The organism is Pseudomonas sp. O230, from assembly GCF_045447035.1.
GTDB lineage: Bacteria > Pseudomonadota > Gammaproteobacteria > Pseudomonadales > Pseudomonadaceae > Aquipseudomonas.
In genome coordinates this window covers 410,834-432,817 of sequence record NZ_JBJGXN010000001.1, presented here as the reverse complement: position 1 = coordinate 432,817, position 21,984 = coordinate 410,834, and the positions used below count along the sequence as shown (strand labels likewise).

General features: G+C 58.8%; 19 protein-coding genes and 2 pseudogenes. 4 read left to right on the top strand and 17 right to left on the bottom strand.

Annotated elements, in window-relative coordinates; genetic code table 11:
- Positions 1–7: 7 nt before the first annotated feature.
- Complete coding sequence (locus ACI77H_RS02075; protein ID WP_407010113.1) at positions 8–973, bottom strand: GlxA family transcriptional regulator; 966 nt, start codon at positions 971–973, stop codon at positions 8–10.
- Between the two features lie 238 nt (positions 974–1,211).
- Here ACI77H_RS02075 and ACI77H_RS02070 point away from each other — a divergent pair, with 238 nt between their 5' ends.
- The gene (locus tag ACI77H_RS02070) at positions 1,212–1,853 is read left to right on the top strand and encodes an HD domain-containing protein (RefSeq protein WP_407010112.1); all 642 of its coding nucleotides are present in this window, start codon (positions 1,212–1,214) and stop codon (positions 1,851–1,853) included.
- A gap of 140 nt (positions 1,854–1,993) precedes the next feature.
- Here ACI77H_RS02070 and ACI77H_RS02065 read toward each other — a convergent pair whose 3' ends face one another.
- From ACI77H_RS02065 to ACI77H_RS02030, 8 genes and pseudogenes are all read right to left on the bottom strand, one after another.
- Positions 1,994–2,887, bottom strand: coding sequence for an ABC transporter permease subunit (locus ACI77H_RS02065; protein ID WP_010466694.1), 894 nt, complete (start codon positions 2,885–2,887; stop codon positions 1,994–1,996).
- Positions 2,884–3,804: an ABC transporter permease subunit gene (locus ACI77H_RS02060; protein WP_407010111.1), complete on the bottom strand. Its 921-nt coding sequence runs from the start codon at positions 3,802–3,804 to the stop codon at positions 2,884–2,886. The genes ACI77H_RS02065 and ACI77H_RS02060 overlap by 4 nt, the downstream gene beginning before the upstream one ends.
- Complete coding sequence (locus ACI77H_RS02055; RefSeq protein WP_407010110.1) at positions 3,801–4,943, bottom strand: ABC transporter ATP-binding protein; 1,143 nt, start codon at positions 4,941–4,943, stop codon at positions 3,801–3,803. The genes ACI77H_RS02060 and ACI77H_RS02055 overlap by 4 nt, the downstream gene beginning before the upstream one ends.
- A gap of 73 nt (positions 4,944–5,016) precedes the next feature.
- Positions 5,017–6,114, bottom strand: a complete 1,098-nt coding sequence (locus tag ACI77H_RS02050) for a polyamine ABC transporter substrate-binding protein (RefSeq protein ID WP_407010109.1) — start codon at positions 6,112–6,114, stop codon at positions 5,017–5,019.
- 189 nt (positions 6,115–6,303) lie between these two features.
- Positions 6,304–7,416, bottom strand: coding sequence for a polyamine ABC transporter substrate-binding protein (locus ACI77H_RS02045; protein ID WP_407010108.1), 1,113 nt, complete (start codon positions 7,414–7,416; stop codon positions 6,304–6,306).
- Positions 7,417–7,587: 171 nt separating this feature from the next.
- Positions 7,588–8,952 (bottom strand): aspartate aminotransferase family protein, encoded by a 1,365-nt coding sequence (locus ACI77H_RS02040; protein WP_407010107.1) that lies wholly within the window; start codon positions 8,950–8,952, stop codon positions 7,588–7,590.
- Between the two features lie 56 nt (positions 8,953–9,008).
- Positions 9,009–10,367 carry a glutamine synthetase family protein gene (locus tag ACI77H_RS02035; RefSeq protein ID WP_407010106.1) on the bottom strand — a complete coding sequence of 453 codons (1,359 nt, stop codon included), beginning with the start codon at positions 10,365–10,367 and terminating at the stop codon, positions 9,009–9,011.
- A 100-nt stretch (positions 10,368–10,467) separates the two neighbouring features.
- Positions 10,468–10,785, bottom strand: a pseudogene (locus ACI77H_RS02030) (glutamine amidotransferase); the annotation flags it as partial.
- Between the two features lie 278 nt (positions 10,786–11,063).
- On the opposite strand from ACI77H_RS02030, the gene ACI77H_RS02025 reads away from it, so the two are divergent.
- From ACI77H_RS02025 to ACI77H_RS02015, 3 genes are all read left to right on the top strand, one after another.
- Positions 11,064–12,440, top strand: coding sequence for a glutamine synthetase family protein (locus ACI77H_RS02025; protein WP_259153858.1), 1,377 nt, complete (start codon positions 11,064–11,066; stop codon positions 12,438–12,440).
- Positions 12,441–12,648: 208 nt separating this feature from the next.
- On the top strand, positions 12,649–13,401 hold the full coding sequence (locus ACI77H_RS02020; protein ID WP_407010105.1) for a carbonic anhydrase: 753 nt from the start codon (positions 12,649–12,651) through the stop codon (positions 13,399–13,401).
- 92 nt (positions 13,402–13,493) lie between these two features.
- Positions 13,494–14,132 (top strand): TetR/AcrR family transcriptional regulator, encoded by a 639-nt coding sequence (locus ACI77H_RS02015; RefSeq protein ID WP_407010104.1) that lies wholly within the window; start codon positions 13,494–13,496, stop codon positions 14,130–14,132.
- A 201-nt stretch (positions 14,133–14,333) separates the two neighbouring features.
- Here the strand turns inward: ACI77H_RS02015 and ACI77H_RS02010 are convergent, their stop codons facing one another.
- The 8 genes and pseudogenes from ACI77H_RS02010 to ACI77H_RS01975 form a co-directional block, all read right to left on the bottom strand.
- Complete coding sequence (locus ACI77H_RS02010; protein WP_003229256.1) at positions 14,334–14,549, bottom strand: molybdopterin-binding protein; 216 nt, start codon at positions 14,547–14,549, stop codon at positions 14,334–14,336.
- A 33-nt stretch (positions 14,550–14,582) separates the two neighbouring features.
- Complete coding sequence (gene ssuB, locus ACI77H_RS02005; protein ID WP_407010103.1) at positions 14,583–15,389, bottom strand: aliphatic sulfonates ABC transporter ATP-binding protein; 807 nt, start codon at positions 15,387–15,389, stop codon at positions 14,583–14,585.
- Positions 15,386–16,168, bottom strand: a complete 783-nt coding sequence (ssuC, locus tag ACI77H_RS02000; RefSeq protein ID WP_407010102.1) for an aliphatic sulfonate ABC transporter permease SsuC — start codon at positions 16,166–16,168, stop codon at positions 15,386–15,388. The genes ssuB and ssuC overlap by 4 nt, the downstream gene beginning before the upstream one ends.
- Positions 16,169–16,176: 8 nt before the next feature.
- The gene (gene ssuD, locus ACI77H_RS01995) at positions 16,177–17,325 is read right to left on the bottom strand and encodes an FMNH2-dependent alkanesulfonate monooxygenase (RefSeq protein ID WP_008026018.1); all 1,149 of its coding nucleotides are present in this window, start codon (positions 17,323–17,325) and stop codon (positions 16,177–16,179) included.
- A 25-nt stretch (positions 17,326–17,350) separates the two neighbouring features.
- A complete protein-coding gene (locus ACI77H_RS01990) occupies positions 17,351–18,316 on the bottom strand; it encodes a sulfonate ABC transporter substrate-binding protein (RefSeq protein ID WP_407010101.1) in 966 nt (321 codons plus the stop codon).
- A gap of 101 nt (positions 18,317–18,417) precedes the next feature.
- Entirely contained in the window at positions 18,418–19,011 is a 594-nt protein-coding gene (gene ssuE, locus ACI77H_RS01985; protein ID WP_407010100.1) for an NADPH-dependent FMN reductase, read from the bottom strand.
- A 361-nt stretch (positions 19,012–19,372) separates the two neighbouring features.
- A complete protein-coding gene (locus tag ACI77H_RS01980) occupies positions 19,373–20,011 on the bottom strand; it encodes a peroxiredoxin (protein ID WP_407010099.1) in 639 nt (212 codons plus the stop codon).
- Positions 20,012–20,304: 293 nt separating this feature from the next.
- Positions 20,305–21,666, bottom strand: a pseudogene (locus tag ACI77H_RS01975) (OprD family porin).
- Positions 21,667–21,984: the final 318 nt, after the last annotated feature.

Genomic DNA, 21,984 nt, shown 5'->3' with positions numbered 1-21,984 from the left:
TCCCGGTTCAAACCATCGCCGCAAAATTCAACCTGAACTGCTGCGGCGTCACCCCCAACCGGCGATTGAACACGCTGCGCATATGCTGGGCATCGCGAAACCCGCACTGATACGCCACCGTCTTCAACGGCGCAACGGTGCTTTCGAGCATCACCCGTGCCGCATCCACCCTCGCCCGCTCGACGAATTCCGCCGGGGTGATTTTCGCCTCTTTGGCAAACACCCGGGAAAAGTTGCGGGCGCTCATGTTCGCAGCGTTGGCGAGGTCGGCGTTGGTCAAGTCGCCGGTCAGGTTGGCCAGCACGTAGTGCTGAACCATCGCCACCGCCGACGTCGGCTCGGCGTGGGGCGTGAGGAACGGACTGAACTGTGATTGCCCGCCCGAGCGCTGGGTGAACACCACCAGACGCTTGGCCACGCTGAGCGCCACTTCCGGCCCATGATCACGGGCCAACAAGTACAACGACAGATCAATCCCCGCCGTGACCCCGGCCGAGGTGTAGAGCTCGCCATCCTGCACGTACAACCGATCCGCTTCGACCCGCGTCGAAGGGCACAACGCCGCGAGCGCAGCGGCATCGCCCCAATGAGTCGTCACCGTCCGTCCCTCGAGCAATCCTGCTCGGGCGAGCATGAACGCACCGTTGCAGATCGAGCCGAATCGTTGCGCCAGCGCACTGGCATCGCGCAGCCAGGCATCGAAGGCCGCGCCGAAATCCATGAACCGCAGCTGCGGACCGCCGGCCACCAGCAACAAGTCGTACGCCCCCCGCGCCTCGCTGAAATGCCGATGGGCGTTGAGCGACAAACCGTTGGAACAGGGCATCACTCCACGTTCGACGCCAATCACCTCCAATTGATAGTGATCCTCCGGTGCCAGGAAACGATTGGCCTCGGAAAACACATCCATGGGACCCGTGACGTCCAGGGACTGAACGCCGGCGAAGACCACGATGGCAACGGTTTTACTCATGGCAAGAACGCCCTCAATGACACCGAATGCACGCAACCTTTGTAGGAGCCGGCTTGCGGGCTCCTACAGGTGTGCGCAGGACTCCAACCGTAGCCAATCCACGCCCAACAAGCGAGGTTGGCGCGATATGCATGCTCATTGGCAAGGATCGCAGCCATGGATCGATTGTCCGGTTTTGGGGCCGGGAACAGACTTGCTCCATCAGCGCCGCCACGGCGTTCCCCACGAGGACAGCACCATGAGCAGCACCATCGCCGGCATCAAAATCCCCGACAGCGCGTTGGCCCGGGCCACCACGGAATACATTCGCGACGTCGAATCCGACCTGCTTTACCACCACTCGCGCCGGGTGTTTCTGTTCGGCGCGTTGAGCGGTGAACGCAAGCAACTGGCCTACAACCCGGAGCTGTTGTACGTCGGCGCGATGTTCCATGACCTGGGTCTGGTGGAAGGTCATCGCACGGACGACGAACGCTTCGAAGTCGATAGCGCCAACGCCGCCAAAGCGTTTCTCAAGCCTTATGGACTGAGCGACGACGATCTCGAGCAGGTGTGGTTGTCGATTGCCCTGCACACCACACCGGGCGTGCCGCAACACCTGCGCCCTAACGTCGCGCTGGTCACCGCCGGGGTTGAAATGGATGTGTTGGGTATCGACTACGCCGCGTTCCCCACTGTGCAGCGTGAGGCGGTGGTGCATGCTCATCCGCGGGGAGAGGGGTTCAAGGAATGCATTTTGTGTGCGTTCGCCAACGGCTTCAAACACAAACCGGATACCACGTTCGGCACGGTCAATGCGGATGTGCTGGTGGACAGTGAGCCTGGGTTCAAGCCGATGAACTTCGTCGAGATCATCCGCAAGTCGCCTTGGGTTTCCTAAAAACCTGTGGGAGCGGGCTTGCTCGCGATGACGTCGCCACATTCAACAGCAACGTTGGATGTGAGCTCGCAATCGCGGGCAAGCCCGCTCCCACAGGGATTTGGGCTGACCACCGGATTTGTGGTCAACCCTGTTTAAACTCACGCCGCTTCCGGCGCCTGCTGTGCGCGACGCACGTCCGGTTGCTTCCACGAATCGGCAGCGCTTTCTTCGATGGCCTGCTGAATCGCACGCTTGCGCGCTTCCTCGGCACGACGGCTGAAGAACCAGACCAGGAAGGTCATCAACGACACCGCCAGCAGAATCAGACTGGCCACGGCGTTGATCTCAGGCTTCACGCCCAGACGTACCGCCGAGAACACTTCCATCGGCAAGGTGGTCGACCCCGGACCCGACACGAAGCTGGCCAACACCAGGTCATCCAGCGACAGGGCGAACGACATCATGCCGCCCGCGCCCAGCGATGGCGCGATCATCGGGATGGTGATCAGGAAGAACACCTTCCACGGCCGCGCACCGAGGTCCATGGCCGCTTCTTCGATGGACAGGTCCAGCTCACGCAAGCGCGCCGACACCACCACCGCCACATACGCCGCACAGAACGTGGTGTGGGCGATCCAGATGGTGACGATGCCGCGTTCCTGTGGCCAGCCGATCATCTGCGCCATGGCCACGAACAGCAGCAACAGCGACAGACCGGTGATCACTTCCGGCATCACCAGCGGCGCGGTGACCAGGCCGCCGAACAGCGTGCGGCCCTTGAAGTGGGTGATCCGGGTCAGGACGAACGCCGCCAATGTCCCCAGCGCCACCGCTGCCACCGCCGTGTAGCAGGCGATTTCCAGCGAGCGCACCACCGAGCCCATCAGTTGCGTGTTGTCCATCAGGCCGACGTACCACTTGATCGACCAGCCGCCCCACACCGTCACCAGTTTCGAGGCGTTGAACGAGTAGATCACCAGGATCAGCATCGGCGCGTAGATGAACAGCAAGCCCGCGATCAGCATGAAACTCGAGAAACGGAAGCGTTTCATTCTTTACCCTCCATTTCCTTGGCCTGACTGCGGTTGAACAGGATGATCGGCACAATCAGGATCGCCAGCATCACCACCGCCAGGGCAGACGCCACCGGCCAGTCGCGGTTGTTGAAGAATTCTTGCCAGAGCACTTTACCGATCATCAGGGTTTCCGGACCGCCGAGCAGTTCCGGGATCACGAACTCACCCACGACCGGAATGAACACCAGCATGCAACCGGCGACGATGCCGTTCTTGGACAGCGGAATGGTGATCTTCCAGAAGCTGTTGAACGTGCTCGAACCGAGGTCCGATGCGGCCTCCAGCAGGCTGTTATCGTGCTTCACCAGGTTGGCGTAGAGCGGCAGGATCATGAACGGCAGGTACGAATAAACCACGCCGATGTACACCGCCAGGTTGGTGTTGAGGATCTGCAGCGGCTCGTCGATCCAGCCCATGGTCATCAGGAAACCGTTGAGCAGACCGTTGTTGCTGAGGATGCCCATCCACGCATAAACGCGGATCAGGATTGCGGTCCAGGTCGGCATCATGATCAGCAACACCAGCACCGTTTGCATCTCTTTACGGGCACTGGCAATGGCGTAGGCCATCGGATAACCGATCAGCAGGCAGAGGATGGTGCTGATCAGCGCCATCTTCAGCGAGCCGAGGTAAGCGGCGATGTACAACTCGTCACCGGCCAGCATCGCGTAGTTGCCGAGGTTGAGCAGCACCTGCAGCTTCTGGTCAACGAAGTTGTAGATTTCGGTGTACGGCGGAATGGCCACGTCGGCTTCGGCGAAGCTGATCTTCAGGACGATGAAGAACGGCAGCATGAAGAACAGGAACAGCCAGATGAACGGGACCCCGATGACCAGCTGACGGCCACCGGGAATTATTCGATTGAGGCGGCGTTTGAATTTGCGCATGTTCATGAGCGAAGTACCACGCCGCTGTCGTCTTCCCACCACACGTAAACCTGGTCACCCCAGGTTGGGCGCTGACCACGGCGCTCGGCGTTGGCGACGAACGACTGGACGATCTTGCCGCTCGGCAGTTCGACGTAGAACACCGAGTGACCACCGAGGTAGGCGATGTCGTGCACCTTGCCGCTGGACCAGTTGTACTCGCAGGTCGGCATGGTCGGCGTCACCAGCAGTTTTTCCGGACGGATCGCGTATGTCACGGATTTGTCCTGCACCGAGGTGCTGATGCCGTGGCCCACGTAGATCTGCCGATCCAGGTCTTTGCAGGTGATGGTCGCATGGCCTTCGGCGTCGTCGATCACTTCACCGTCGAAGATGTTGACGTTGCCGATGAACTCGCAGACCAGGCGGCTGGTCGGGGTTTCGTAGATGTCGATCGGGCTGCCGATCTGGGCGATCCAGCCCAGGTGCATGATCGCGATGCGCTCGGCCATGGTCATGGCCTCTTCCTGGTCGTGGGTCACCATGACGCAGGTTACGCCGACGCGCTCGATGATCTCGACCAGCTCCAGCTGCATTTGCGAACGCAGCTTCTTGTCCAGCGCACCCATCGGTTCGTCGAGCAGCAGCAGCTTCGGTCGCTTCGCCAGCGAACGCGCCAGGGCCACACGCTGACGCTGACCGCCGGACAGTTGATGAGGCTTGCGCTTGGCGTACTGGCTCATTTGCACCAGCTTGAGCATTTCGGCCACGCGGGCGTCGACTTCAGCTGCGGGGATTTTGTCCTGCTTGAGACCGAAGGCGATGTTCTGCGCCACGGTCATGTGCGGGAACAATGCGTAGGACTGGAACATCATGTTGATCGGTCGCTCGTACGGCGGCATGTCAGTGATGTCTACGCCGTCGAGGAAAATGCGCCCCTCCGTGGGCCGTTCGAAGCCTGCGAGCATGCGCAGCAAGGTGGATTTGCCCGATCCCGAACCGCCGAGCAGGGCGAAAATCTCGCCTTTCTTGATTTCCAGGGACACATCGTCCACGGCAATCGTCTCGTCGAACTTCTTCGTGACCCGGTCGATTTTGACCAGCACCTGTTTAGGTGACTGGTCGCCCTCGAGGGCTTTCTTATAGGCGCCGGAGGCAACTGCCATTTACGAAACTCCCAGAAAAAAAGAGTGCAGTTCGCTCAAGGTGAGCCAACCTTGGATAGTTTGAGCCTTGAAGCTATTTACCCGACTTGACCTTGGTCCAGCTGCGGGTCATCAAACGTTGAATGTTTGGTGGTAACTCGACCGACACGTAGGTCTTGTCGAGGACGGCTTGCGGTGGATAAACCGACTCGTCGGTGCGGATGGACTGTTCCATCAGTTTGTCCGAGCCTGGGTTGGGGTTCGCATAGCCAACAGAATCACTGACCTGTGCGATCACCTCGGGTTTCAACAAATAGTTGATGAACGCATGGGCCTCTTTGAGGTTGCTCGAATCCTTCGGTATCGCGAGCATGTCGAACCACAGCGCACCGCCTTCCTTGGGAATGGTGTAGGCCACATTCACCCCTTTGCCGGCCTCGGCCGCCCGGGCCTTGGCCTGGAACATGTCGCCGGAGAAACCGATGGCGATACAGATGTCGCCGTTAGCCAGGTCCGCGATGTATTTGGAGGAGTGGAAGTAGGTCACGTAAGGCCGGACTGCCAGTAACTTGGCTTCGGCCTTTTTGTAATCTTCGGGGTTGGTGCTGTTGGCGTTGAGGCCCATGTAGTTAAGAACGGTGGGCATCATTTCATCAGCGGAGTCGAGGAACGCCACGCCACAACTGTGCAGCTTCTTGATGTTCTCCGGCTCGAATACCACTGCCCAGGAATCGATCTTGTCGACTCCCAGCACAGCCTTGATTTTGTCGACGTTGTAACCGATGCCGTTGGTGCCCCACAGGTACGGCACGGCATACAGGTTACCCGGATCGTTTTGCTCCAGACGCTTGAGCAGCACCGGGTCGAGGTTGGAGTAGTTCGGCAACTTCGACTTGTCGAGCTTCTGGAAAGCACCGGCCTTGATCTGCTTGCCGAGAAAGTGGTTGGACGGCACGACCACGTCGTAACCGGTACGCCCGGCCAGCAACTTGCCTTCCAGGGTTTCGTTGGAGTCGAAGACGTCGTAAACCGGTTTGATGCCGGTCTCTTTCTGGAAATCTGCCAGGGTGGTCGAGCCGATGTAGTCCGACCAGTTATAAATATGCACCGTGCCGGCGGCCTGGACACTGACAGCGAGTGTCAGTCCGGCACCGACCAGCAATGCATTGCGCAACAAAGAAAAAATAGGCAAGTGGAGGTCCTCTAAAATTAGTTGGGCCCAAGTTGCCCCGCGTTACATGACAGTCGTGGCTGCCCAGCAACAAAACCGGCGCGCAACTTACCCTCGAAAAACCGTTCCAGCAAAACTTTCTGTCATTTAATTACACCGGCTGCCGTCGCCGCGCAGGCGACGACAACAGGTGGTTACTGCAAAACCGGCTTATTTACCCGATTTGATCTTGGTCCAGCTGCGAGTCAGGATCCGCTGGGTCGCGGCCGGCAAGTCGGCAATCGCGTACAGCTTGGCCAGCACGTCGGCAGGCGGGTAGACACCCGGATCTTCAGTGATATCTTTTTCCACCAGCGGGGTAGCCGCCGCGTTACCGTTCGGGAAACGTACGGCGTTGGTGATTTCGGCCATGATTTCCGGCTTCTGCAGGAAGGTCATGAACTTGTAGGCGCCTTCGACGTTTTCGGCATCTTTAGGGATAGCGACCATGTCGTAGAAGCTGCCGGCACCTTCTTTCGGAATGTTGTAGCTGACTTTCACCTTGTCACCGGCTTCAGCCGCACGGGACTTGGCCTGGTAGATGTCACCCGAATAACCCACGGCTACGCAGATGTTGCCGTTGGCCAGGTCGGAAATGTACTTGGACGAGTGGAAGTAGCCCACCGAAGGACGAATCTTCAGGAATAGTGCTTCGGCTTCGGCCAGTTGTTTTTTGTCCTGGCTGTCGGTTGGATAGCCCAGGTAGTGCAACGCCACCGGAATCATCTCGGTTGGCGAATCGAGGAAACTGATACCGCACGATTTCAACTTCGCGGCGTTTTCAGGTTTGAACAGCAGGTCCCAGGAATTGGTCGGTGCATCGGCACCCAGTGCAGCCTTGACCTTCTCGGCGTTGAAGCCGATACCGATCGAACCCCACATGTACGGGAAGGCGTGTTCGTTGCCCGGGTCGCTCACCGATACTGCTTTGAGCAGGTCAGTGTTCAGGTTCTTCCAGTTAGGCAGCTTGGACTTGTCCAGCTTCTGGTAAACGCCAGCCTTGATCTGCTTGGCCAGGAAGTTGTTCGACGGCACGACGATGTCGTAGCCGGACTTGCCTGCCAGCAACTTGGCTTCCAGGGTTTCGTTACTGTCGAATACGTCGTACACGACTTTGATGCCGGACTCGGCTTCGAACTTCTTGATGGTGTCAGGAGCGATGTAATCAGACCAGTTATAGACGTGCAACACCTTGTCGTCCGCCTGAACCGCACCCGCCATTATGCCCATCAGGGACATGGCGAGGAGTGTCTTGCCAGCAAGCTTTTTTCCTAATGCCTTCATGCGTAATGCTCCAAATTTTTTCTTTTTTTGAACCACTTTGTTCAGCGGCCGAACCCGGACAACTGGAACCGCGGCTAGTCTGGCAAGATCCGAGGCGGTCTTTCAAGGAAAGGCCACCCTTTGGAACTGCTCTGAGCGAAAGTTTCATGTCTCCCGCTCAGAGCCTAGCACTTAGCCCTGCAACGCACTCAGGGTCAGGTCCAGGCACTTGCGTGCCTTTGTTACCAGCTCATCGATTTCAGCCTTGGTAATCACCAGCGGCGGAGCAATGATCATGGTGTCCCCCACAGCACGCATGATCAGGCCGTTGTCGAAACAGAACGTGCGGCAGATCATGCCGACGCCCTTGCCTTCGTAACGTTTGCGCGTGGCCTTGTCCTGAACCAGCTCAATGGCCCCCAGCAGACCCACGCCACGAACTTCCCCCACCAATGGGTGATCACTCAGTTCCCGCAGACGCTTCTGCAAGTAAGGTGCCGTTTCGGCATGAACGTGCTCGATAATTTTTTCTTCGCGCAGGATGCGGATGTTTTCCAGCGCTACCGCAGCCGCTACCGGGTGACCGGAGTAGGTGAAGCCGTGGTTGAAATCGCCGCCTTCGTTGAGTACGGCGACCACTTCGTCACGCACGATCAAGCCACCCATCGGAATGTAGCCGGACGTCAGGCCTTTGGCGATGGTCATCATGTCGGGTTTGAGGTCGTAGAAATCGCTACCGAACCACTCACCGGTGCGGCCGAAACCACAGATCACTTCGTCTGCCACGAACAGGATGTCGTACTTGGCGAGGATTTCCTTGATGCGCGGCCAGTAGTTGTCTGGCGGAATGATCACGCCGCCGGCGCCCTGGATCGGCTCGGCAATAAAGGCACCGACGTTGTCCACGCCGATTTCCAGAATCTTCTCTTCGAGCTGATTGGCCGCCCACACACCGAACTCTTCCGGCGTCATGTCACCGCCTTCACCGAACCAGTACGGCTGGGCGATGTGAACGATGCCTGGGATCGGCAAGTCGCCTTGTTCGTGCATATAGGTCATGCCACCCAGGCTCGCGCCGGCCACGGTGGAACCGTGATAACCGTTCTTGCGGCTGATGATGACTTTCTTTTTCGGCTGGCCCTTGATCGCCCAATAGTGGCGAACCATGCGCAGCATGGTGTCGTTGCCTTCGGAACCGGAACCGGTGAAGAACACGTGGTTCATGCCTTCAGGTGCGATGTCGGCGATGGCCTTGGCGAGCTCAAGCACCGGCGGGTGAGCGGTCTGGAAGAACAGGTTGTAGTAAGGCAGCTCGCGCATTTGCTTGCTGGCGGCATCAGCCAGTTCATCGCGACCGTAGCCGATCGCTACGCACCACAGGCCGGCCATGCCGTCGAGGATCTTGTTGCCTTCGCTGTCCCAGAGGTAGACGCCCTTGGCGTTGGTGATGATCCGCGGGCCTTTCTCTTTCAGTTGCTTGAAGTCGCTGAACGGGGCCAGGTGGTGATCGTTGCTCAGGGTTTGCCATTCACGGGTTTGCGGGTTGTTGCTGGTCATGCGAATTCTCCTTGGAATCGGTTAGAGCGCCGCCAAAAGCAGCGGCGCCCGGCGCATCAGACGGCGAAGAGCAGGAATTCCCGCTCCCAGGAGCTAATGACGCGCTTGAAGTTTTCATGCTCGGCCCGCTTGACCGCGACGTAGCCAGTGATGAATTTTTTGCCCAGGTACTTCTCGACGGTCGCGCTGTTTTCCATACGTTCCAGCGCGTCTTCGATGGTCAGTGGCAGGCGCAGGTTGCGGCGTTCATAGCCGCGCCCCACCACCGGCGCACTTGGGTTCAGGCCTTCGACCATGCCGATGTAACCGCAGAGCAGGCTCGCGGCAATCGCCAGGTACGGGTTGGCATCGGCCCCCGGCAGGCGGTTTTCCACCCGACGGTTTTGCGGCCCGGCATCCGGAACCCGCAGGCCCACGGTGCGGTTCTCTTCGCCCCACTCCACGTTCACCGGCGCCGACGTATCCGGCAGGAAGCGGCGGAACGAGTTGACGTTCGGGGCGAACAGCGGCAACAGCTCGGGGATCAGTTTCTGCAAGCCACCGATGTGGTGCAGGAACAACTGGCTCATGGTCCCGTCTTCATTGGAGAAGACGTTCTTGCCGGTCTCGATGTCGATGATGCTTTGGTGCAAGTGCATCGCGCTGCCAGGCTCGCCGGTCATGGGCTTGGCCATGAAGGTGGCCGCCACGTCATGCTTGAGCGCGGCCTCGCGCATGGTGCGCTTGAAAATCAGGATCTGATCAGCCAGAGACAGGGCATCGCCGTGACGGAAGTTGATTTCCATCTGCGCCGTGCCGTCTTCGTGGATCAGCGTATCGAGGTCCAGCTCCTGCAGTTCGCACCAGTCGTAGACGTCTTCGAACAGCGGATCGAATTCGTTCGCCGCTTCAATGGAGAACGACTGCCGACCGATTTCCGGGCGACCGGAACGGCCAATCGGCGGTTGCAACGGGTAGTCCGGGTCGTCGCTGCGCTTGGTCAGGTAGAACTCCATTTCCGGCGCCACGATCGGCTGCCAGCCCTTGTCGGCATAGAGTTTCAACACTTTCTTGAGCACGTTGCGCGGCGACAGTTCGATCGGGTTGCCTTGCTTGTCGTAGGTGTCGTGGATCACCTGAGCGGTCGGTTCGATGGACCACGGCACCAGGTAAACCGCGTTCTGGTCGGGGCGGCAGATCATGTCGATGTCCGCCGGGTCGAGCAGTTCGTAATAGATGTCGTCTTCGACATAGTCGCCGGTCACGGTCTGCAACAGAACGCTCTCGGGCAGGCGCATGCCTTTTTCAGCAATGAACTTGTTGGTCGGCGAAATCTTGCCCCGGGTGATCCCGGTCAAGTCGGCGATCATGCATTCGACTTCTGTGATCTTGTGGTCTTTCAACCAATCGGTGAGCTGGTCGAGGTTGGTACTCATAAATGCCTCTTAGGCTGAGTTTCCTGACTCTTATAAGTCAGGCGTTGTTTGACGCATGGGCGTCGCTTGGTACAGATTGCCACTGCAATTACCGCGCACAAATACCTGCCTCGACGATGGCATGGGTGAACGAGCGTAATGCGAGACGTGCAGAATCATGAGCAGCGACCGACACGTTCGTCGGGCCAGCTCTGTAAAACGGTTCTATATTGGAAGGACAACCCGTAAAGAGAATGTCGCACGGACCGTCCAGAATATCGGACGGAGCCAGCAAGACTGCCGGGGAAGGAAGAGTCGACGGCACGCCTTCGGCAACACGGGCCTTGGCGTGGACGTGACGATCGCCACTGATGTGATGAGCATGCAGACCGATCTGCCTAGAGCAGATGGCGACGCCGATTAACGGCAGGCGAGACATGAAGCACCCCGGTATTATTGCTGTTATGGGTTTGATTCGAGCTTAGCCTTGTTCATTTTTTTACACAACACCCCCGTAAAAAATACAACACGGCCCGCTCAAGCCCGCGGTCAGCAAAGTGCTCAATGGCATAAAAACGCCCCAAAGTGCCTCAAAAAAGCCTCATGGGCGCTTTTTTAGGGCAAAAAAGGCCTCGCTTGACTTCGGCATGCCGTTCGGGTTGACTGAAACCCGAAGAGATCAATGATTGATATTTTTAACAACAAAGGTGTTGCATCATGTCGGTACCCCCGCGTGCCGTTCAGCTTAACGAAGCGAACGCGTTCCTTAAGGAACATCCTGAGGTTCTGTACGTTGACCTTCTGATTGCGGATATGAATGGTGTGGTGCGCGGCAAGCGCATTGAACGCACCAGTCTCCACAAGGTTTACGAGAAAGGCATCAACCTGCCGGCCTCTCTATTTGCTCTGGATATCAACGGCTCGACGGTGGAAAGCACCGGCCTGGGCCTGGATATCGGCGATGCTGACCGAATCTGCTATCCAATCCCTGACACCCTATGCAATGAGCCCTGGCAGAAGCGCCCTACCGCGCAACTGTTGATGACCATGCACGAACTCGAAGGCCAGCCGTTCTTTGCCGACCCGCGAGAAGTGCTGGCCAATGTGGTTCGCAAGTTCGACGAGATGGGCCTGACCATCTGCGCTGCGTTCGAACTGGAGTTCTACCTGATCGACCAGGAGAACGTGAACGGTCGTCCGCAACCGCCACGCTCGCCAGTGTCTGGCAAACGCCCGCATTCGACTCAGGTGTACCTGATCGACGACCTCGACGAATACGTCGACTGCCTCCAGGACATTCTGGAAGGTGCGAAAGAGCAAGGCATCCCGGCCGACGCCATCGTCAAGGAAAGTGCTCCGGCGCAGTTCGAAGTGAACCTGCACCACGTGGCCGACCCGATCAAGGCTTGCGATTACGCCGTCCTGCTCAAGCGTCTGATCAAGAACATCGCCTACGACCATGAGATGGACACCACCTTCATGGCCAAGCCTTACCCGGGCCAGGCGGGCAACGGTCTGCACGTACACATTTCGATTCTTGATAAAGACGGCAAAAACATTTTTGCCAGCGAGGATCCCGAGCAGAACGCCGCACTGCGTCACGCGATCGGCGGTGTGCTCGAGACCCTACCGGCGCAGATGGCTTTCCTCTGCCCGAACGTCAACTCCTACCGTCGTTTCGGCGCACAGTTCTACGTGCCGAACTCGCCGTGCTGGGGCCTGGACAACCGTACCGTAGCGATCCGCGTTCCAACCGGCGCTTCCGATGCCGTGCGCATCGAACACCGTGTGGCCGGCGCCGACGCCAACCCGTACCTGCTGATGGCTTCGGTGCTGGCAGGCGTGCACCACGGCCTGACCAACAAGATCGAGCCGGGCGCGCCCGTGGAAGGCAACTCCTACGAGCAGAACGAGCAAAGCCTGCCGAACAACCTGCGCGATGCCTTGCGCGAGCTGGACGACAGCGAAGTCATGGCCAAGTACATCGATCCGAAATACATCGATATCTTCGTGGCCTGTAAGGAAAGTGAGCTGGAGGAGTTTGAACACTCCATCTCCGACCTCGAGTACAACTGGTATCTGCATACCGTGTAAGCGGTTGCAGTAAAAAAGAACGCCGCAGGCTGATAAAGCCTGCGGCGTTTTTTTGTACTCGAGATTTGTTGCGAACATTCCCCTCAACAAATAGGAATGCCCCTACGGAAACGTCGGACGCAACCTGCATAGCTGAGCATTGCGCGATCACACACTCAAGAACGCCGGGACTTGGCCGGTATTCCTTCTAGAGTGTTGAAAAACGATCATGAAAAAACAGCTATTGGGTTCAGCGATCACGCTGATCATCGCCGGCGTGTGCAGCAGCGCCTGGGCAAGCACAGGAAAACCCGCTGACTGGAGCTACACCGCGCCGACCGGCCCGGAAAACTGGAGCGAATTGAGCAGCGAATACAAACGCTGTACCTCCGGCCAAGCACAATCGCCTATCGATATTCGTGATGCGATCGAGACTGAACTTGCCCCCCTGGCCTTCGCCTATCGACCGGGCACCGCCACCGTTCTGAACAACGGACATACCATCCAGGTGTCCTCATCGGGAGCTGGCAGCATCACCGTACCCTCTGGCGACTACGCGTTCGTGCAAATGCACTTCCATTCACCCAGCGAAGAAAAAATCATGGGGCGCACCTTCCCGCTAAACGCGCACCTGGTTCACCGCAACACCGCAGGCGAACTCGCGGTGGTTGCATTGCTGTTTGAAGAGGGAGCACACAACCCGACGCTGGAACCGATCCTGACAGCCATGCCTACTCAAGCGGGCGGCTTGGCGACCCTGGATTCGCTGAACATTGCCGATCTTTTGCCCACAACTCGTCACTACTATTCCTACACGGGATCGCTGACGACTCCACCGTGTTCTGAAGATGTGCGCTGGCATGTGTTTTCCACAGTGATGCAGCTCTCCACAGCACAGCTGCAGGCTTTCCAGGCGCTTTACCCGATGAACGCACGCCCGGTTCAACCCTTGAACGGTCGTAGTGTACAACTCGGCGGCTAAACCACTCCGACAGGAAACACGGGCATCAGGCAGCGTACAGACAAGGTGCAATGCGCCTCGTACAATGCCCGCTGCCTTTGCCGGAGACTCCAATGACGCGCCCCGCCACCATTCGCAAACCCCGCGCCCGCAGCCAGGCGCGGATCGATTCGATACTCGATGCCGCCCGCACGCTGCTGGCCGCCGAGGGCGTGGCCAGTCTGTCGATCTACAGCGTTGCCGAACGTGCGGAAATCCCACCCTCCTCGGTCTACCATTTTTTTGCCAGTGTCCCGGCCCTGCTCGAAGCGCTGACCGCCGATGTGCACGCTGCTTTCCGCGCCTGCCTGCAGGCGCCCATCGACCACGCCGCACTCAACGGCTGGCGCGACCTGTCGCGGCTGGTGGAACAACGCATGCTCGACATCTACGACGAAGACGCGGCCGCCCGCCAGTTGATCCTCGCGCAGCACGGGTTGACCGAAGTCACTCAGGCCGACCGTCAGCACGACATTGAACTCGGCGACCTCATGCACAAACTGTTCGATCATCACTTCGAGCTGCCGAAGCTTCCGGGTGATGTTGATGTGTTTGCCCTGGCGATGGAGCTGGGGGATCGGGTGTACGCGCGTTCGGTGCAACAGCATGGGCAGATCACGCCGCGCATGGCCGAGGAAGGGATGCGGGTATTCGACGCTTATCTGGGGTTGTATTTGCCGCCGTACCTGCCGAGTAGATTAATCACGACCTGAATTTTTCGCGGGCTGCACCGGCCCATCGCGGGCAAGCCCGCTCCCACAGTGATCTCCAGCGTGTGACAAATAGCGCGCATACCCGAAATCCTGTGGGAGCGGGCTTGCTCGCGATGGCCGCACCGCCGAACTCCACTGAATCACATGCATAAAAAACCCCGAAGGGCTAAAACCCTCCGGGGTTGTGTGCACTGCACGCGATCACAACTTGGCGATCGACACCTCGGTGGATTTCACAAACGCGATCACTTCGCTGCCGACCACCAGTTCCAGCTCTTTCACCGAGCGAGTCGTGATTACTGAAGTGACAATGCCGGAAGCGGTCTGCACGTCGATTTCCGACAGCACGTCACCCAGGACGATTTCCTTGATCGAGCCTTTGAACTGGTTACGAACGTTGATGGCCTTGATAGTCATGATGTTGATTCCTGTCGTTGGATGAGGCTTGAGTTATTGAGCCCAGCGCAATTGCGTAGGCAAGGGTGAAACAGGTTCCGGTTCCGGCGGCTGGCCGGGCAGCGCGAGGACGCGATTGAGGACTTCGGTTTCCAGCGCCGCCAGCCGATGCGAACCCCGAACCCGAGGGCGCGGCAGTTCCACGTGCAGGTCGAGGCCGACTTCGCCCTCTTCGATCAGGATCACCCGATCGGCAATCGCCACCGCTTCACTGACGTCGTGAGTCACCAGCAACACGGTGAAACCGTGCTGTTGCCAGAGCCGTTCGATCAGTTGCTGCATTTCGATGCGGGTCAGGGCATCCAGCGCGCCCAGCGGTTCGTCCAGCAGCAGCAAGCGCGGTTGGTGGATCAGCGCGCGGGCCAGGGCCACACGTTGCTTCTGCCCACCGGACAGCGCCGCCGGCCATTCATTGGCGCGATCCGCCAGGCCAACCGACTCCAACGCTTCCAGCGCGTGTGGCCGCCAGTTGCCTGAGAGCCCGAGGCCGACGTTGTCGATGACTTTTTTCCACGGCAGCAGACGCGCTTCCTGGAACATCAGCCGGGTGTCTTCCCGTGCATCGCTCAGCGGCGCGGACCCGGCCAGCAACTCACCGCCAGTCGGTTTATCGAGACCGGCGAGCAAGCGCAGCAAGGTGCTTTTGCCGCAACCACTGCGCCCCACCACGGCGACGAACTGGCCGGCCGGGATGTGCAGATCAATCTCGCGCAGCACCTGCCGCGAACCGAAGGTTTTTTGCAGCTTGCGCACCACCAGCGGAATGCCGCGCAGCAGGCGTGGAGGTTGTTGAGCCGTCATACGGCACCTCCTTTGACGACCTGATACGCCGGATGCCAGCGCAGCCACACACGTTCAAGTCCACGGGCCGCGAGGTCGGCCAGTTTGCCGAGCACCGCGTACATCAGGATCGCCAGCACCACCACATCGGTCTGCAAAAACTCCCGCGCATTCATTGCCAGGTAACCGATGCCCGCACTCGCGGAAATGGTTTCGGCGACGATCAAGGTCAGCCACATGAAGCCCAGCGCAAAACGCACGCCGACCAGAATCGAAGGCAATGCACCCGGCAAGATCACCTGACGGAACAGGCTGAAACCGGACAAGCCGTAGCTGCGCGCCATCTCCACCAGCGCCGGATCGACGTTGCGGATGCCGTGATAAGTGTTGAGGTAGATCGGGAACAAGGTGCCCAACGCCACCAGGAAAATTTTCGCCGACTCATCGATGCCGAACCACAGGATCACCAGTGGAATCAGCGCCAGGTGCGGCACGTTGCGGATCATCTGCACCGAACTGTCGAGCAGGCGTTCGCCCCATTTCGACAGGCCCGTGATGAAGCCCAGCGCCAGACCGATGCCGCCACCGATGGTGAAACCCAATGCCGCACGCCAGCCGCTGATTGCCAGGTGCGTCCAGATTTCACCGCTGCGCACCAAGCTCACGCCGGCTTCGATCACGGCAATCGGCGCCGGCAGAATCCGTGTCGACAACCAGCCTGCCGACACCGACAACTGCCACACCGCCAACAGCAAAATCGGCAGCGCCCAAGGCGCAAAGTTGTGGATGATTCTGTTCATGGCGCGCCTCAGCTCTGGGACGCAGCTTTGGGAAGAATGTCGTTGGCGACCATCTCGCCGAACGGGCTGACGTAACCGGCGCTCTTCGGCAGCTCCGGACGCTCGATGTCCAGGTGCGGGAACAGCAGCTCGGCGACGCGGTACGACTCTTCCAAGTGTGGGTAACCGGAGAAGATGAAGGTGTCGATGCCCAGGTCCGCGTATTCCTTGACGCGAGCCGCCACGGTCGGACCGTCGCCGACCAATGCGGTACCGGCACCGCCACGCACCAGGCCGACGCCGGCCCACAGGTTAGGGCTGACCTCCAGATTGTCGCGGCTACCGCCATGCAGCGCGGCCATACGTTGTTGACCGACAGAATCGAAGCGCGCCAGGGAAGCCTGGGCACGGGCGATGGTGTCGTCGTCCAGGTGCGAGATCAGTCGATCCGCCGCTTGCCAGGCTTCTGCGTTGGTTTCGCGGACGATCACGTGCAAACGAATACCGAAGCGCACCGTGCGCCCGAGCTTCGCGGCTTTGGCGCGAACCTGTTCGATCTTCTCGGCCACGGCGGCCGGCGGTTCGCCCCAGGTCAGGACCATTTCCACTTGCTCGGCGGCCAAGTCTTGCGCGGCTTCCGAAGAGCCGCCGAAGTACAGCGGCGGACGCGGTTGCTGGATCGGCGGATAGAGCAACTTGGCGCCCTTCACGCTGATGTGCTGACCGTCGTAATCGACGGTTTCGCCTTCCAGCACGCGGCGCCAGATCCGGGTGAACTCCACCGAAGCTTGATAGCGTTCTTCGTGAGTCAGGAACAAACCATCGCCGGCCAATTCTTCCGGATCACCGCCAGTCACCAGGTTGAACAACGCACGCCCACCAGACAGACGATCCAGTGTGGCAGCCTGACGCGCGGCCACCGTCGGGGAAATGATCCCGGGGCGCAGGGCGACAAGGAATTTCAAACGCTGGGTCACCGGGATCAGCGACGCCGCCACCAGCCACGAGTCTTCGCACGAGCGGCCAGTGGGAATCAGCACGCCGCCGAAGCCCAAACGATCCGCCGCTTGCGCGACTTGTTGCAGGTAACCGTGGTCAACGGCGCGAGCGCCTTCGGCGGTGCCAAGGTAATGGCCGTCGCCGTGGGTAGGCAGGAACCAGAAAATATTGAGGCTCATGGAGTGGTCTCCTTGGGGAATCGAATTACTGCGCTTTGGCAACGGCTGCCGGCGGCGTCCAGATCACGTCTTTGATGCTCAGCGGCTTCGGAATCAGCTTGAGCTGGTAGAAGCTGTCGGCGATTTTCTGTTGTGCGGCGACCACTTCCGGGGTCAGGAACAACGCGCCGTAGCCCTGGCGTTTCACCGAGGTCAGGGTGATGTCTTCCGGCAAGCCGAGCAGTGGCGAGACCTGTTTGGTCACGTCTTCAGGATTGGCCTTGGACCATTCGCCAACGGCGCGCACTTCTTCCACGAGGGTCTTGATCACCTCGGGATTTTTCTGTGCGTAGGGTTTGGTCGCCAGGTAGAACTGATGGTTGTCGACGATGCCCTGACCGTCGCGCAGGGTGTGCGCTTGCAGCTGCTTCTCGGCGGCGGCCTGGTACGGGTCCCAGATGACCCAGGCATCGACACTGCCACGCTCGAACGCGGCGCGGGCATCGGCCGGCGGCAGGAACACGGTCTGGATGTCGGTGTATTTGAGGCCGGCGTCTTCAAGCGCGCGGACCAGCAGGTAGTGAACGTTGGAGCCTTTGTTGAGCACGACTTTCTTGCCCTTGAGGTCCTTCACCGATTTGATCGGCGAGTCCTTCGGCACCAGGATCGCTTCGCTGTGCGGCGCCGGCGGTTCGTAGGCGACGTAGAGCAGGTCGGCACCGGCCGCCTGGGCGAATACCGGTGGGGTTTCGCCGGTGACACCAAAGTCGATGGAGCCGACGTTCAGGCCTTCAAGCAGCTGTGGGCCGCCAGGGAATTCGGTCCATTGCACGTCCACGCCTTGGGCGGCGAGGCGTTTTTCCAGGGTGCCTTTGGCTTTGAGCAGCACCAGCGTGCCGTACTTTTGATAACCGATCCGAAGCGTCTCGGCGTGTGCTTGAGTAATGGCGCCGAAGGACACAGCCGCAGCAAACAGAGCGACCAGACCACGACGCAAAATGACAGTGCGCATAGCGCTCTCCTTTTTGCAGTTGGGTTTTGGCTGCACCTGCTTGGCCGTTGGCGGCTGAGTAAGGTGAGTACATCAAGTTGGGGTGTGGCTTGAGTGCAGGCTTAAATGCTCCAGCGAGCACTCAACAAACGATCATTCAGCAGGTTCGGATCAATCGGCTTCGGCCGTCGGGCCATGGCGCTGAAGAACAGCTCCAGCGACTCATTCAGTCTTTGTTCCAGCTCCGGCGCCAATTGCGCCTGGGCGCTGCCTTCGCCGTAAGCGATCTGGCTGTCGACGGCGAAAATCCCGTGGAGCATTTCCTGGGCTTTCAATGCCGACAGCACTGGCTTGAGTGCGTAATCCACCGCCAGCATGTGAGCGATGCTGCCACCGGTCGCCATCGGCAACACCACTTTGTGGGCCAGGGCGCGTTCGGGCAGCAAGTCCAGCACGGTTTTCAGAGCGCCGGAGAACGACGCTTTGTAAACCGGGGTAGCGATCAGCAGGCCATCGGCGTTTTCAATCTGTTGCAGCAGGTCGATCACCTTGGGGCTGTCGAACCGGGCGTGCAGCAAGTCTTCGGCCGGGAAGTCCCGTACCTGGTAACTCACCACTTCCACCCCTTGCGCTTGCAACCAGCGTTGGGAGCGCTCCAGCAGCACCCCGGAACGGGAGCGTTGGCTTGGACTGCCACCGAGTGAGACGACCAGCATTCAGATGATTCCTTGAACGGTGTGGGCGATTCGCAGTGCGCGATCTCGCTTCAATGGAAGTGACCTTAACAGGTGATTTATATATCCATAAATCATATTTATTCATTTGGTTATGCGTTTAAGAGATATACAAAAACCGTTCTTCCGGGCAAAAAAACAGGCCGTGAAAACGGCCTGAAATGCCCCTGCTTTGTGGATGCTGCTGAATCTGAATATTGGGTTGCCTGATAGGCCGCTATCGCGGGCAAGCCCGCTCCCACAGGGTGTGGGGCTTGCCATAAATCTTCGGTCCTCCTTGATCCACCGTGGGAGCGGGCTTGCCCGCGATGGCGGCATCAGCCGCAGCGCATTCGCTGAGGGCTTACTTGTTCGGTTGTGGCGTCAGGCGCAGATACGGTTTCACCGCCCGATAGCCTTTGGGAAAGCGTTTCTTGATTTCCTCCGGATCCTGAAGCGACGGCACGATCACCACTTCTTCACCGTCCTGCCAGTTGGCCGGGGTGGCCACCTTGTAGTTGTCGGTGAGTTGCAGCGAGTCGATTACCCGCAGGATTTCATGGAAGTTGCGGCCGGTGCTTGCCGGATAGGTGATGGTCAGCCGAACCTTTTTGTTCGGATCGATCACGAACAGCGAACGCACGGTCAGGGTGTCGTTGGCGTTGGGGTGGATCAGGTCGTACAGGTCCGAGACCTTGCGATCAGCATCGGCCAGGATCGGGAAGTTGACGGTCGTGTTCTGGGTTTCGTTGATGTCCTCGATCCACTTGTGGTGCGAGTCCACCGGGTCCACGGACAGCGCGATGGCCTTGACCCCGCGCTGGGCGAATTCATCCTTGAGCTTGGCGGTGAAGCCGAGTTCGGTGGTGCACACCGGGGTGAAGTCCGCCGGGTGGGAAAACAGCACGCCCCAGCTATCGCCCAGCCACTCATGGAAACGGATGGTGCCGGCGCTGGAATCCTGTTCGAAGTCGGGTGCGATGTCGCCGAGTCTAATGCTCATGGTGGGCTCCTGATGAGTGGGTGTAGAACTCAACTGTAGCTTGTGTTTTGGATTTATTAAAAAGAATAAATATCGATCCTCTTAGATCACAAATGAATATTAAAAATCTGTTCACTGGACCTTCAAAGGCATCGCGACGACTATCGCTTCCAAGGTTCGAGAAGGCCTTGAGTTGCTGCAAAAGAGCGAAATTTCAGGGTGGGATTACGGGGGTGACCTCACCTCGAAAACGCAAAAGCCCCGCCCGGCGTGATGCCGGGCGGGGCTTTTTTTCAGCGGTTACGCGAGCGCTATTACAACAGCGGGATCGAGTAGCTGACGATCAGGCGGTTTTCGTCCTGCGAACGAGTGCTCGGCAGGTCGGTACGCCACATAGCGTTTTTCCACATGAAGCCAAGGTTTTTCAGCGGGCCTTCTGGTATTACGTAAGCCAGAGTAAGGTCGCGTTCCCACTCGGAAGCACCGTTAGCCAATTGCCCACCGCGAGCGTTGGAGGTATCAATGTCATCGCCTTTCAGGTAGACAACACCGGCCGTCAGACCTGGTACACCGACTTTGGCAAAGTCATACGAGTAGCGTCCTTGCCAAGTGCGCTCGCCGGCACGGGCGAACTTCTGGATTTGCATGTCAGTGATGATGTAAGCCGAGGAGCCGTCGCCCTGGTTAATCCACGGGAAGTCACTGCTACCGTTGCTTACCTGATAACCACCACCGAAGGTGTGACCGGCGACGGTGTAAAGGAACAGGCCGCTGTACAGGTTATTGTCGACCTTGCCTTTACCGTTTGGCGCATTGTAGTTGCCAGACGTGAAGTAGTTGGCGTCGTGACCGTTGGCACCGTCATCCCGGCTGTTGAAGTAGCGCAGGTCGGATTTCAGTACGCCCGGGCCGATTGCCCAGTTGTGAACCAGACCCAGGAAGTGCTGCTTGTAGAAGTCTTCCAGGTTACCGTAGTAGTACTGGGCAGTCAGGTCTTTGGTGATTTTGTAGTCACCGCCACCGTAATAGAATTTGTTGCTGTCGCGACCAGCCGCAGTGCGACCGTTGGCACCAGCGATCGACAACTCTTCGTTGTTGCTGGAGTTACGACCCTTGGCGTGCTCGATCTGACCACCGACCAGTGTCAGGTCCTTGATCTCGCCCGAAGTGATCTGGCCCCCCTGGAAGGTTTGTGGCAGCAGACGACCGTCGTTGGTCACGATGACCGGCAGTTTTGGCTGCAAGGTACCCAGCTTCAGTTCAGTCTGGGAGATCTAGGCTTTGGCAGTCAGACCCAGGCTGGAGAAGTTATCAACCGCTTCGCCGTTGGACTTGCTCGGGAACACGGTGCCGCCATAAGCGTTACCTGGGGTGCCATTGGCGTTAACGTTGCCGTTAGTGCCGCCGCCCGAATCCAGACGTACACCCAGCAGGCCGATGGCGTCGATACCGAAGCCGACAGTGCCTTGGGTATAACCGGAAGTGAAGCGCAGATCGAAGCCTTGGCCCCACTCTTCGTTTTTACTTGGGCTGGCAGTGCCGTCACGGTTATCCGTGTTGATGTAGAAGTTACGCAGCCCCAAAGTAGCCTTGCTGTCTTCGATGAAACCGGCGGCGCCTGCCTGCTGCGCCAAAACCCCTACGGCCACAGCCAGGGCCAAGGTGGACTTGTTCATTGTTTCGCTCCTCTCGTTTCTAATTTTTCGGTCCTGAGTCGAATGCTCTGGATCCTGAAATGTGCGTGTACCGCTGACGGCAATCCCCGCGCCATTCAACCGATGCGTCTAAGTCAAAGGTCTGACGGCGGCGAATGGGCCGGCATGGTAAACGTAAAAAAACTCAATTCATTCTTTTTCATGCCGTAAGGAAATAAAAAACGGCGTTTTGATCGCTACGGGACACTAGGTATCGGCCCCGACGGGATGCACTTTAGTGGGTTTATCTTAAAAGCTAAAAAGAATAATAAATTACTAAGTAATACCGAATTAGAATAT